Raw genomic sequence first — 12650 nt, 5'->3', positions numbered from 1 at the left:
ACATTAGCCAATCACCGTGTTAAATTATACCCATATGGGTATAATAAAGCGCATGGATAACGCGGATGAAGCCACTATATTGGGTGGGTGTAGTAGTAAGAAAGATCTCCAGTCATTGCCTGAAGATGTACAGGATATTTTCGGCTATGCCCTGCATCTGGCGCAGGCAGGCGGTAAACACTCCCAGACCAGGCCACTGAAGGGATTTGGTGGAGCTGGCGTAATTGAGGTGCTAGAAGACTTTCTCGGTGATACTTATCGTGCGGTGTATACCGTTAAGTTCGGTGATGCCGTCTATGTTTTGCACGTATTCCAGAAAAAGTCTTCATCGGGGATCGCCACGCCGAAGCCCGATATGGACAAAATACGTGAACGATTGAAAGCCGCAGAAAGCCATGCCAGAGGAGCATAATATGAGCCACGATATTGAAGTCAGCAGCGGCAATGTTTATGCCGATATTGGCAAAGACGATGCTGAAGAAATGCTGGTAAAAGCCCAGCTTGCCACCACCATTGGCAACATCATCAAAAGCCGTCGTCTGACGCAGGAACAAGCGGCAAAACTGCTGGGAATGACGCAACCCAAACTATCCAATATGTTGCGCGGTCAGTTCCGGGGGATCAGTGAAGCCAAAATGCTGGAGTGCCTGACCCGCTTAGGACGCGACGTACAGATTGTGGTAGGAAAGCCGCGCCGGACACCGGGCAGCCTGAAAGTGGTGTTTGCCTGATCACTTAAATAGTCCGATCTTCGGGCCATTTTTAACTCCCCGCGCAAAAACTACCTGCATAGCAGGTAGCATTGATAACGCCCTAAAGGGGGAGGCAGGGAAATTAAAAGGGCATCATAAAGATGCCCAAATATCATCAGAACGTCATGCTCAGCTGCGCGCCTGCGCCCCAGGTTTCGTCTTCCCCGTACAGCCCCATTAAATCCACGTGGACGCGGTTAAAGGGCGAGAATCCGACGCCGCCGGTAAACACATTGCTGTCGTTATCCTTTACGTCAGCGCGATAACCGGCGCGGACAGCCAGCCAGTTTAGCGGACGCACTTCCGCGCCGACGCCCACATACTGGGAGTTATCCTCGCTCTTGAAGCCTTTGGTTTCCGTTAAATCGCCGTCAGCCGTCAGGGTGACGAGGTCGTTATGCCAGGCGACGCCAGCGGTAACCAGCGGGCGAATCTGGTAGGTATCCTGGTAATTTCGCGTTTCACCCGTGAGACCGTGGGTAATGTAAATCGATTTGGTATCAATATCGCGCGAAATAAGGTTCTGCCCGCTGACGCCCAGCGTCCAGTTTTCGCCAAAATCCGCCGCGATCCCGGCATCCACGTTAAAACCGGTATCATCGTTACGATAGCGGCTACTGTTCCAGTCGCTGCTGTCGTAGTTATAGATCGAGGTGGTGTAATTATAGAGCCAGGTTTTTTGCAGTTTCGGCGTGACGCCAATGGAAAGCGGCACCTCGCCCAGCGTAAACTGGCGCGCCACGGCGATGCCGTAATCTGAGACGATTGCCGCCCGCCCGGAGGCCGTCGAGTTCAGGTGTTTAGTAAGCTCATCTGAACCCTGCAGCGCTGCCCGTCCCGCCTCAATGAGCGCGTAAGCATCGCTGCCTTCGATTCTGCGCAGGTAATCGATATCCCCCTGATCGATTGACGAACTTACGCGGCCATGCGCGTACCCTTTCGCCACGAAAGCCACGGACAGCACGTCATTGGGAATGCTGACCGCCAGCCCGGCGCCGGCGTTGGCGCGCGCCGTTTTGCCGCGCAGGTACTCCAGTTCATCGGCGAGATCGCGCGCTGCCCCCTGAAACTGATTCAACACGCCGCGCGGATTCAGTAACACCTCTGCGGGCGTCAGGTTATCCACTACATCGTCGTAGTAATCAATTTTGTCGCTGATATCGTCGATCTCATCCTGAAGATTATCCTTGTTGATGAAAAAAATGATTACTTAATTTATTGATTTAAAAGGATTTATGTCGGCGCGTGTCCACGCAGTGACCACATTTTCGAGTTACAGATAACACAAAGCCCGTTTTCACGGGCTTTGTGTTATCTGTGATTGTGGCTAAGCCACATGATTTAATACTATTTCCAGTTACAAGCAGCTTGAAGCGGTTTTAGCGCGTTTGACAGGCCGTTTAAATTGAAAGTTGCACTTACGGGGCTCTCATTATAAGGCGTTATTTTTGTATACATTTTGCTTGAGTTGGCTAGTTTTCGGATGAAATCAATGTCATTACCTTTATAAAAAACAGCCTTTGTATCTGTAGATACTAGCCAGTTTCGCTCAACTGCTTTCTGTTTATCAAGGCGATAAAGCATGCTGGTTTGTTCAAGGCCTAAATATACATCCCAACTAAGAAATACTTCGGTTTTCTTTTCTCGGCAAGCTATAAAAAGAGTAGGAGTAACCGCTTCTCCAAATGGAGTTCTGATATAATCATCACTTTCTAACGATAAAATTACATTTTTCGAATCATCAATTGGCGATGTAGTAATGGATGTGTGCCATTTTCCTACATCTGTGGCTTTCTCTAATTTTGATTCAGCTTGAACGATTTTATCCTGTGGGAATAGTTTATCGTAGCAGTTTAGTCTGGCTTCTTTATCATTTTCTGCACGACATTTAGATATCTCAGAAAGATTTGGTTGCTGAGCCTCTGTTGTTACTGGCTTTTCCGTTTTAGATTTTGAGTTTACAGATGGAGTAAATGTTGGAGAAAAGAAACGATCATAACAAGATAAACGTCTATCATCATCTTTCTCATCAGGGCATTGATCTCTGCTTTCGAATTTTTCAGCAACTTTCGTTCGAGTCGGTTGTATTGACTTATCGTAACAAGAAAGTCTGTCTTTATTATTTTCTATTGCTCGGCACTGGAGTACTGCATTGAAGTTCTTATGTTCAGTTGCTGCGTGAACAGGCAGTACACTAATTGATATAAATGATGCACCTATAGAAAAAATTATATTTTTCATTTTATTATCCCTTTGGTTTAGTAAGAAATACTAAAATTCCGATAATGATATCGCCAATAACCCATAAGCTTCCAATGGTAATTAAACCTAAGCCCGTACCAATAACTGCACCGGCTTTTTCGGCATCGGATGTGGCATTATTTATTATTTCACTAGTGCCTCCTAGTCCAACTAAAAGCGTATAGATCATAAAAATATTAAATAATATAAAAACCCACTTAATGACCCGTCCAAAAAATGAACGCTTAAGTTTTTGCAGTTGTTTACCACAAGCAGGGCAATACAATGCTGAATCGCTCACCTCTTTCTGGCATTCAGGACATTTGATTAATGCCATGTAATCCGCCTCCTTTGGATTAATACGAGTTGATATTTGTGACAAAACATTTTGATTTTATCAGATTTATTTTTATTGATAAGTGTCAATTTATTAGCTGGTATATAGAGTGAGGCATATAGAAGGGCTGGTCTGTATCAGTATGTGATGCAAAAATCCCACAGTTTCATGGAATTTTTGCATTTAGAGCTGTGAGATAGGGTGCCTTATCGACCTTACCCTAGCAACCGATTGACGGGGGATTACTCCCCCGTCGCGGTTTCCTTACTGCTTACACTGTAAGAACGCCGCAAACTCCGCTCCCCAGAAGCTCATCCGTATTTCACACAGCGAACCGTGTAGCATCCAGATGATGAGGATTGCCGTCACGCAGAATGTGATGGCCATAAGCGATTTTTGCGACATAGCGCTTGCTCCTTTTTTGGGGAGGCGCTAACCTATCACTTGCTAAGGTTAGATGGTCAGGGCCTCGGTTAAACAGAAATGTTTTCCGGGGCCTTTCCACATCTGGCCTTCGGGCATTCCCTCCGACCATCAGCCGAAAGGCACCCGCGCGTAATCTATCGCTTTTTTGTTACTCCGGCAATTCTGCCTGTTAATTCTGAGGTAAAGGCAAACTCATCTGATTGTTTCCCCTGTGTGAAGCTGGCAGCTCATGCCACGGGATACCTTCTGAAGAGTGAACGCCGGAGGCGTGTTTCGATGTGAATTTATGGAAAGCTTCCAGTGTTGAGAAGCATACGCCGCATTCCAGATTGTTACACTGGTAATACTTTTGCCGCACGGTGTTTGAATCATTTTCCGGACGACTGGTGCGGATACGGGCAGATGCGCCACAAAGCGGACAACGGAACATAGCGACCTCCCTTAACGTGGTGCTGCCGCTATTCTAAGTTGCTCACTCTGTTTCCGCTATCCATTCCGGGATTTTTGCCTCAAGCTCAAGCTGCGTGGTAAAGCCGCTGTTATCAATGGTGTGCTCGGCTTTTGCAATAATCCAGTCCTGATTATCAATCTCGCTTTTAAATCCTGTTACCGTGCCATGCATTTCGGGGTAGAGTTCTGCGCGTCCACGTGCCAGTGTGATGGAGAATGATGCGGCTCCGCGTTGTAGCTGCTGCCACTTTGCCGCCGCTGCGCGTCTTGCTGCCTGCTCGTTCTGATAAGTCTTGCGTAACACAAACACATTGCCTTCTGCGCCTTCCATATAATCACCTTCACGGCTGCTGCTTTTCTCTTTTTTGGGTTTTGGCGGTTTGCGGCGTTTCACGCTGACTTTTTTCTTTTTCCCGTAATTAAGATCAAGCCAGTAGGCGCGTACCCCCGTATACGCCTCGCGGTCAGCAATGCGGAACTGATGGCGATCGCTGCTGCTGCGTGTGATGGCGAACGATGGCAACGGCTGGCCCTGTGCGTTCACGCCACCGCCGGGCATGATGAATAACAGATTACCTCTTTTTACCGTGGTGATTGCACCCAACATTTCCGCCATGCGCGTAAGGAAGGACATGTCGCTTTCTTCGGTCTGGTCGGCGTGGTCGATTTCGATATCCATCAGCATTTCGCTGATTTGCGGTTTCAGACCATACCGATGAGCGATGGCGGATACCACGCGCTCAACGGTCACATCATGCCAGGACACCTCACGTTTAACGTTAAATTCATCCCGAAAATCTGCGCTTCTGGCTGAAACCGTCAGCCTGTCCGGCGGTCCTTCGTGAGCGATTTCATCAACAATGTAAGTGCCTTTTTCTGTCAGCGGTTCTCCTTTCCAGCCAATGAGAACCGTCAGGCGCGCGCCCCGTGGCGGTAGCTGCAACTGACCATCTGCATCATCCATCGTGATGGTGAGCTGGTCCGCCTCAAATCCCCGGTTGTCGGTCAGTGACAGGCTCATCAGGCGCTCTGCCACGCCTGACAGCGTTTTACCCTCCGCGAGAATATCAAAATCCGGCATTTTCACGGGGTCTGTGCCCTGACTGAGCAATTGCATGGTGGTGTCGGTCATCTGTTCCCTCCCTGTGCGGCATGGTCGCATGTGCGTGCGGAGGGGGTTACTGCTTTTTGTTGTCGCCGGGTCGGGAGAACGGCGCAGGGGTGAGATTACGCGCGTGGTAGGTGATGATTGTTGCTGAATCATTTAACGGATACAAGGGGCTGAAGCTATGAGTGAAACTCGTTTTCATGGTGCCCGTGTTACGGAAAATACCGACCTGGTAACAGCGATTAACGATGTTGATTCCAGCGTTATCGGTATCGTGGCAACGGCGGATGATGCGGACGCGGAGCTGTTCCCGCTGAACAAGCCCACACTGCTGACCCGCGTCAATGACGTGCTGGGAAAATGCGGAACAACGGGGACGCTTTATCGTGCGCTTAAGGCCATCGCAGACCAGGTGAGCACAAAGGTGATCGTCGTTCGCGTGGCTGAACACAAAGAAGAAGACGGAAAGACGCAGGATCAACTGGTTATCGGTGGTTCTGAGGATGACGGCAGCTATACGGGGATGTATGCGCTGCTTGTTGCAGAGCAGGATGAAAGCATCGGATACCGTCCGCGTATTCTGGCCGCGCCGGAGCTGGACACGGAGGCGGTAACAAAATCCCTGTGCGTGATTGCGGGTAAACTGCGCGCGTTTGTGTATGCCACATGTCATGGTTGTAACACGATGGCTGAGGCGATTACCTACCGCCAGAAATTCAACGAACGTGAGGTGATGCTCTTATGGCCTGACTTCATCGCCTACAACCCGAAAAGTGGCAAAAACGAAACGTTCCCCGCGCCTGCTTATGCGTGCGGCCTTCGTGCGTACATTGACCATGAGCAGGGCTGGCACAAATCGCTGTCCAACGTTCCGGTTAAAAATGTGCTGGGAATGTCCAGGCATGTGTTCTGGTCGTTGCAGGCCGAAGACAGTGATGCCAACAGCCTCAATAACAAAGAAATCACGACCATTATTCGTCGCAACGGGCTCCGCTTCTGGGGCAACCGCACACCGGAAACGAACGCCTACATCTTTGAGGTGTATACCCGAACCGCACAGGTGCTGGCTGATTCAATTGCGGAAGCGCAGTTTGAAACCATCGACAGTCCACTGACGCCTGCGAACGTGAAGGATGTTATCAGTGCCATCAGGGCAAAACTGGATTCGCTGGTTACTGCCGGGAAACTGATTGGTGCGGAGTGCTGGTATGACGTGGTGGATAACGGCACCACGAATTTACGTCAGGGACGTGTGCGTATTCGCTACAAATATACGCCCGTTCCGCCACTGGAAGACATGGAGCTTTACCAGACGTTTACTGATGAATTCTTTGGTCCCGCATTTGCGGTGCTGGGAGGTGCCTGATGGCTGTACCAAAACATCTTCGCTTTTTTACGTTGTTTGTGGATGGTGAAAACGAAGTGGGTAAAGTGACATCCGTCACGCCGCCCAAACTGACGCGCAAAACCGACAGCTATCGTGGTGGTGGCATGATGGGGGCGGTAAGTATTGATCTCGGTCTGGACGACTCCGCGCTTGATGCGAGTTTTGTTATGGGGGGAGCTGTTCGTGCGCTGTTCCTTAAATATGGCGGCACGATTGACGGCACGCTGCTGCGTTTTGCGGGTGAATACTACACCGATGCAGAAAGCGATCTGTATGAAATCGAGATGCGCGGGCGTGTGACGGAAATTGATATGGGGGAAGCCAAACAGGGCGAAGCCACATCACACACTTACGCTGTCAAAAACACCTACTACAAGCTGAGCGTTAACGATCGCCCGCTGTGGGAAATCGACCTGTTGAACCACATCTACCGGAAGGACGGCAAGGACATTGTGCCTGACCGTATCCGTTCCGCGCTTGGGCTTGGCTGATAAGTAATATGCAGGCGGCGCAGTGCGTCGCCTCTGACTGAAAAGGAGACAACTGATGAAAGACATCGATACTGAAACCCGGAATAACACCGTGGCGGATGATGTGACGGCAGGTGAGGATATGGCTGTCGAACGTGGCGTAAAACTGACCCGACCAATTGAGCGTGGTGGCGAAAAAATCACGTATGTGGAGATCACCGGGGCTATTGAGCAGGCTGGATCCCTGCGTGGTCTGTCGCTGTCTGATGTGCTGAATCTGAAAGCGGATACCATGTTCACGCTGTTGCCTCGCGTGACCTCGCCACGACTGGATGAAGTGATGATTAAAAAAATGTCGTCACGCGATTTTATTCAGTTGTGCGCTGTGGCTGTAAATTTTATGAGCGAGCCAGACTCTGGCGCGAAGAGCGTGCAGGAGACGGCAGCGTAATCACCCTGGTGTGCTTTGAGCACATCGAAGATCTGGTGGCGGATATTGCCGCTATTTTTAACTGGTCGCCCGCCGAAATCTTCATGATGACGCCCGGCGAAGTGGTTAGCTGGCGCGAGCGGGCGGCACTTCGCAGCGGGAATGCAGATAATGAAGACTCTTGATATCCGGGTCGCTTTCAGCGCCGTTGACAGGCTGACCCGGCCTGCCGAAAACGCCCGCCGCCTGATGGGGCAGTTTGGTGACTCCATCCAGCGAACTCAGGGGGCGATCAAAAATCTCGAGCGTCAGGCGCGTTCATTTGAGCGCGCCCGTGACGCTGTCAGTAAAGCGGATGCTGGCATATTGAAAGCACGACGCCAGCTTAACGCCCTTAATCAGTTACAACGCACGGGTACAGTGCTCAGCGAAAAACAACAAAAGCTGATGCAGCAGTTAAGCACCCGGCTTGAACGCCTGAATGAATCGCGCACACGGGAAATTCAGAAAATGCGGGAACTTGGCGGAGAGCTGAAACGCCACGGCATTTCCCTGACAGGCAGCGATAACACCATCCAGCAGGCCATCAGACGCACCGAACAGTATAACAACCAGCTTGAACGCGAACGGCAGGCGCTTGCGCGTGTAACGCGGGCGCGTGAGCGGTATTCGCGCGCGCAGGAAACAGCGGGAAAACTGAAAACAGGTGGTGCGCTGGCAATTGGTGCGGCAGCGGCGGGCGGCTATGCTGCCGGGCGTTTTTTGCAGCCTGCGATCGGGTTCGGCAAAGAGATGTCCCGCGTTCAGGCACTGACGCGAATCGACCAGAACAGCCCGCAGTTTAAGGCGATGCGTGAGCAGGCGTTAAAACTTGGCTCTGAAACGCAGTTCACCGCAGGCGATGCCGCCAGTGGACAGGCATTTCTTGCAATGGCTGGCTTCACTCCGCAGGCCATTCAGGCTGCGCTTCCCGGCGTGCTGAGCATGGCAACGGCTGGCGGTATGGATCTCGGCGAGACGGCAGATATTGGCTCAAATATCCTGACGCAGTTCGGCCTTTCTGCTGACCAGATGGACCGGGTCGGTGACACACTCACCGCAGCGTTTACCCGTACCAACACTGACCTTCGCGCACTGGGCGAAACCATGAAATATGCAGGTCCGGTGGCGGGCAAGCTGGGAATATCGCTGGAGCAGGCCGCAGCGATGGCGGGCGTGCTGGCGAATATGGGTATCAGGGGAAGTGATGCCGGGACGGCAATGCGTGCCAGCCTGGCTCGTCTGGCATCACCGCCAAAGGCGGCAGCAGAGGCGCTGAAAGAGCTGGGCGTGTCTGTCTCGGATGCCGGGGGCAAAATGCGCCCGATGGAGGATGTGCTGGCCGACCTTTATAAAGCCACCCGCAAATACGGGGAAGTTGACCGGGTATCGTTCTTTAAGGACATTGCCGGAGAAGAGGCTTTCACATCGTTTATGGCGCTCGTTGATGCAGCGGGTGACGGTTCCTTACCCAAACTGAGAAAAGAACTTGAAGGCGCGCGCGGTGAGGCTGAACGCACAGCAAAGGTTATGGCCAACAACCTTGACGGCGATCTGAAATCACTCGGCAGTGCATGGGAAGGGGTGCGCATCCGCATTGCAGATCTGATTGACGGTCCGCTGCGTTCTGTCACGCAGTGGCTCACGCGGGTGGTATCAAGGGTGACGGCGCTGGCGCAGGCCCATCCGGCACTGACGCGCCAGCTACTGATAGCAGGCGGTGCGTTGCTGGCAATGACTGCAACGGTTGGCTCGTTGTCGCTGGCTATTGGTGTGCTTGCTGGTCCGCTGGCAAAACTGCGTCTTGGTTTTTCTCTCCTGACCGGATCAATGAATGCTGTCATGGTCCTGCCAGCGCTGTGGGGAATGGTGACGGGTTCCGTTTCTTTACTGGGAGGCGCTATCGGGGCGCTGTTCAGTCCGGTTGGTCTTATCGTGGCTGCGCTTGCCGGAGCTGCCGTTCTTATCTGGAAATACTGGGATCCCATCAGGGCATTTTTTGCCGGGGTGTTCAGCGGGATTATGGAAAGGCTGACCCCGCTGCGCGAAACCTTTGAACGGTTTGGTCCTGTTTTTGACGCAGTCGGAAGCGGGATCAGCCAGGTGTTTAACTGGTTTAAATCGCTGCTGTCACCGATGGAGTCCAGCAAGGAAACGCTGGATAAATGTACCAGTGCTGGCGAGATATTCGGTAACGTTCTTGGCGGTGCGTTACAGCTTGTTCTGACACCTGCAAAAATGCTACTGGATACGCTGGCGTGGATACTTGAAAAACTTGGCGTCCTTCCGGATGAAGCGGAAAAGGCGCGCAAGAAAATCGAAGACGCACAGCGTGCGGCCATTCTTCAGGACAAGGTTGCCTTGCTTCAGGGGGACCTGGCGAAAATCAATCCGCCGAAGCCTGTGGAAAATGGCAATGGCACCGGAGGTGATAAACCCAAAGACAACAAACCGCTCACAGACAGCAATACCGGGACGCTACGCAGACTCAGCAAAATTGCTGATAACACAGGTAAGCTGGTTGATGAGACGAAAAAACGCATTGGCCCCGGCGATATTGTCTTTAAGAACCTGCCCCGCGCACTGGCTGTTCGTGGGGAGTGGCAGGAGCGGAAGATTGCGCAGGTCAGTAAGCCTGCCCCCGCAATTAATATCACACCCGTGGTCCCGGCTCCGCTGCCTCCGGCGCTGGTCCCTGTTGTTGCGGCCAGCTCCCGCCCGGTGGCGGAGGCCATACGATCGCCAGTGGCATCAGTTCCTGCAGCTTCCCGTAATCGGGAGCCGGTTGCCTCCGGATTTGGCGGTGAAATTCATGTTCATCTGCATAACGTTGTTACGCAGAATCCCCGCGAACTTGCGAAACTGGTCGGTGAAATGGTCAGGGCAGAAATGGAACGGCGCGCCCGTGCCGGGCGTGGCAGTTTTTACGATAAAGATTGAGGAGTCATGGCCATGATGATGATCTACGGCATGTTTGTTTTTGAGCTGCGCACGCTGCCGCATCAGCAGTTACAGCAAAACAAAAGCTGGCGGCATGTGAAAAATGAACGCGTTAACCGTTCAGCAAGCTGGCAGTATATCGGTGCAGGAGATGATCGCATCGTTCTTTCTGGTGTGCTTTATCCTGAAATTACAGGTGGCGAAGTATCGCTGTCGCTGCTGACCACGCAGGCGTATACAGGACGACCCTGGCCTCTGATTGATGGCGTCGGGCAGATTTACGGCATGTATGTGCTGACTGAAACGAATACGACCCGTTCCGAGTTTGATCGCTACGGTAAGGCGAAAAAGATAGAATTTTCACTGACCCTTGAACGCTGTGATGAGGATTTGCGGGAGCGCCTGCAATCCTCATCGTTCAGTGATATGCTATCCGGCTTCAAAGATAAGGTGACATCATCTCTTAACAGCGCGGCCAGTTCAGTTAAAGGGCTGTTCTGATTTAACACAAAAACCGCTAATGGTCAGATTAGCGGTTTTCATTTTCCTGAGTCTGCCCGGTTGTTTCTTCAGTCTGTATATCGCCTACAGGGTGATAACGATAAATCGTCGATGTGCCAATGCCGTAAATTATTGCCAGTTGTTTTCTGTCGTGCCCGTTTTTGATTAGCCTTGCTATTTGCTCATGCTGTTCTTTTGTCAGCTTCGGTCGACGTCCGCCTGTGCGCCCCCTTGCGCGCGCTGCCGCCAGCCCGGCCAGTGTACGTTCAACAATTAATTCACGTTCCATTTCAGCCAGGGCACCCATCACGTGGAAGAAAAAACGCCCCATTGGAGAAGATGTGTCTATGCTGTCGGTCAGACTGCGAAAATTAATCCCTCGCTCCCGTAGTTCCCCGACGAGAGAAATCAGATGTTTCATGCTTCGCCCGAGGCGATCCAGTTTCCAGACAACCAGCGTGTCACCTTTTTGAAGGCGCTTTAAAGCGCGTTTTAATCCCGGTCGGTCTGTCTTTGTCCCGCTTAATTTATCTTCAAATATTTGTTCACATCCTGCACAAACAAGAGCGTTTCGTTGCAGGTCTGTATTCTGGTCATTTGTTGATACCCTTACATAGCCAATCAGCACACTGAATCTCCCGTCCAAAAGCGCAAATCATGCCATGCAGGCCAGAAACGGCCATTATTTAAAACCTCGGTTTACAGGAAACGGTAAACAGGGCTGGTAACGCCGTGCAAAAAAATGGCGATACCTTGTCCGGTGGGCTTACTTTTGAAAATGACTCAATCCTTGCCTGGATTCGAAATACTGACTGGGCGAAGATTGGATTTAAAAATGATGCTGATGGTGACACTGATTCATACATGTGGTTTGAAACAGGCGACAACGGCAATGAATATTTCAAATGGAGAAGCCGCCAGAGCACCACAACAAAAGACCTGATGACGCTGAAATGGGATGCACTAAATATTCTGGTAAATGCCGTCATTAATGGCAGTCTTGGAGTTGGTACGACGAATGCGTTAGGTGGTAGCTCTATTGTTCTTGGTGATAATGACACCGGATTCAAACAGAATGGTGATGGTATTCTGGATGTTTACGCTAATAGTCAGCGAGTATTCCGCTTTCAGAATGGAGTTGCTATTGCTTTTAAAAACATTCAGGCAGGTGATAGTAAAAAGTTCTCGCTATCCAGCTCCAACACCTCCACAAAGAATGCAACGTTTAATTTATGGGGTGCTTCAACCCGTCCAGTAGTTGCAGAGTTAGGCGATGAGGCAGGATGGCATTTCTATAGCCAGCGAAATACAGATAACTCGGTAATATTTTCTGTTAACGGTCAGATACAGCCCAGCAACTGGGGGAATTTTGATTCACGCTATGTAAAAGATGTTCGCCTGGGTACGCGTGTTGTTCAATTGATGGCGCGTGGTGGTCGTTATGAAAAAGCCGGACACGCAATTACCGGATTAAGAATCATTGGTGAAGTAGATGGCGATGATGAAGCCATCTTCAGACCAATACAAAAATACATCAATGGCACATGGTATAACGTCGCACAGGTGTAA

General features: G+C 51.1%; 14 protein-coding genes and 2 pseudogenes. 9 read left to right on the top strand and 7 right to left on the bottom strand.

Annotation, left to right across the window (positions count from 1 at the left end):
- The first annotated feature begins 65 nt into the window (after nucleotides 1-65).
- Nucleotides 66-412, top strand: a pseudogene (locus K7R23_RS08345) (type II toxin-antitoxin system RelE/ParE family toxin).
- A gap of 1 nt (nucleotide 413) precedes the next feature.
- The gene (locus K7R23_RS08340; protein WP_012907676.1) at nucleotides 414-731 is read left to right on the top strand and encodes a helix-turn-helix domain-containing protein; all 318 of its coding nucleotides are present in this window, start codon (nucleotides 414-416) and stop codon (nucleotides 729-731) included.
- 136 nt (nucleotides 732-867) lie between these two features.
- Here the strand turns inward: K7R23_RS08340 and K7R23_RS08335 are convergent.
- The 6 genes and pseudogenes from K7R23_RS08335 to K7R23_RS08310 form a co-directional block, all read right to left on the bottom strand.
- Nucleotides 868-1944, bottom strand: a pseudogene (locus tag K7R23_RS08335) (conjugal transfer protein TraF); the annotation flags it as partial.
- A gap of 155 nt (nucleotides 1945-2099) precedes the next feature.
- Nucleotides 2100-2993 (bottom strand): type VI secretion system-associated protein TagO, encoded by an 894-nt coding sequence (locus tag K7R23_RS08330; protein ID WP_001504485.1) that lies wholly within the window; start codon nucleotides 2991-2993, stop codon nucleotides 2100-2102.
- A gap of 4 nt (nucleotides 2994-2997) precedes the next feature.
- Nucleotides 2998-3330, bottom strand: coding sequence for a zinc ribbon domain-containing protein (locus K7R23_RS08325; protein WP_012907677.1), 333 nt, complete (start codon nucleotides 3328-3330; stop codon nucleotides 2998-3000).
- Nucleotides 3331-3594: 264 nt separating this feature from the next.
- Nucleotides 3595-3735 (bottom strand): Hok/Gef family protein, encoded by a 141-nt coding sequence (locus K7R23_RS08320; RefSeq protein WP_000078910.1) that lies wholly within the window; start codon nucleotides 3733-3735, stop codon nucleotides 3595-3597.
- A gap of 190 nt (nucleotides 3736-3925) precedes the next feature.
- Nucleotides 3926-4186: an Ogr/Delta-like zinc finger protein gene (locus K7R23_RS08315; protein ID WP_000488107.1), complete on the bottom strand. Its 261-nt coding sequence runs from the start codon at nucleotides 4184-4186 to the stop codon at nucleotides 3926-3928.
- A 42-nt stretch (nucleotides 4187-4228) separates the two neighbouring features.
- On the bottom strand, nucleotides 4229-5338 hold the full coding sequence (locus K7R23_RS08310; protein WP_012907678.1) for a phage late control D family protein: 1110 nt from the start codon (nucleotides 5336-5338) through the stop codon (nucleotides 4229-4231).
- A gap of 157 nt (nucleotides 5339-5495) precedes the next feature.
- Between K7R23_RS08310 and K7R23_RS08305 the strand changes: the two genes are divergently transcribed.
- Genes K7R23_RS08305 through K7R23_RS08280 form a run of 6 tightly spaced genes read left to right on the top strand, consistent with a single transcriptional unit; the run spans nucleotide 5496 to nucleotide 11081 of the window.
- Nucleotides 5496-6680: a phage tail sheath subtilisin-like domain-containing protein gene (locus tag K7R23_RS08305; protein ID WP_012906208.1), complete on the top strand. Its 1185-nt coding sequence runs from the start codon at nucleotides 5496-5498 to the stop codon at nucleotides 6678-6680.
- Nucleotides 6680-7192, top strand: a complete 513-nt coding sequence (locus K7R23_RS08300) for a phage major tail tube protein (RefSeq protein WP_000290462.1) — start codon at nucleotides 6680-6682, stop codon at nucleotides 7190-7192. The genes K7R23_RS08305 and K7R23_RS08300 overlap by 1 nt, the downstream gene beginning before the upstream one ends.
- A 55-nt stretch (nucleotides 7193-7247) precedes the next feature.
- A complete protein-coding gene (locus K7R23_RS08295) occupies nucleotides 7248-7622 on the top strand; it encodes a tail protein (RefSeq protein WP_000651572.1) in 375 nt (124 codons plus the stop codon).
- Between the two features lie 8 nt (nucleotides 7623-7630).
- Nucleotides 7631-7786, top strand: a complete 156-nt coding sequence (locus K7R23_RS08290) for a GpE family phage tail protein (protein ID WP_000333503.1) — start codon at nucleotides 7631-7633, stop codon at nucleotides 7784-7786.
- On the top strand, nucleotides 7773-10580 hold the full coding sequence (locus K7R23_RS08285) for a phage tail tape measure protein (protein WP_012906209.1): 2808 nt from the start codon (nucleotides 7773-7775) through the stop codon (nucleotides 10578-10580). The genes K7R23_RS08290 and K7R23_RS08285 overlap by 14 nt, the downstream gene beginning before the upstream one ends.
- Nucleotides 10581-10592: 12 nt before the next feature.
- Nucleotides 10593-11081 carry a phage tail protein gene (locus K7R23_RS08280; protein ID WP_000979945.1) on the top strand — a complete coding sequence of 163 codons (489 nt, stop codon included), beginning with the start codon at nucleotides 10593-10595 and terminating at the stop codon, nucleotides 11079-11081.
- Between the two features lie 28 nt (nucleotides 11082-11109).
- Here the strand turns inward: K7R23_RS08280 and K7R23_RS08275 are convergent, their stop codons facing one another.
- Nucleotides 11110-11709, bottom strand: coding sequence for a recombinase family protein (locus K7R23_RS08275; protein ID WP_000905061.1), 600 nt, complete (start codon nucleotides 11707-11709; stop codon nucleotides 11110-11112).
- A 104-nt stretch (nucleotides 11710-11813) separates the two neighbouring features.
- Between K7R23_RS08275 and K7R23_RS08270 the strand changes: the two genes are divergently transcribed.
- Nucleotides 11814-12650, top strand: coding sequence for a phage tail fiber protein (locus K7R23_RS08270; protein WP_001171270.1), 837 nt, complete (start codon nucleotides 11814-11816; stop codon nucleotides 12648-12650).

It is taken from the genome of Citrobacter rodentium NBRC 105723 = DSM 16636 (genome assembly GCF_021278985.1).
Classification (GTDB): Bacteria; Pseudomonadota; Gammaproteobacteria; order Enterobacterales; family Enterobacteriaceae; genus Citrobacter_A; species Citrobacter_A rodentium.
Note: the sequence above shows the minus strand (reverse complement) of the source record. Positions and strands in the feature narration are given on the sequence as shown.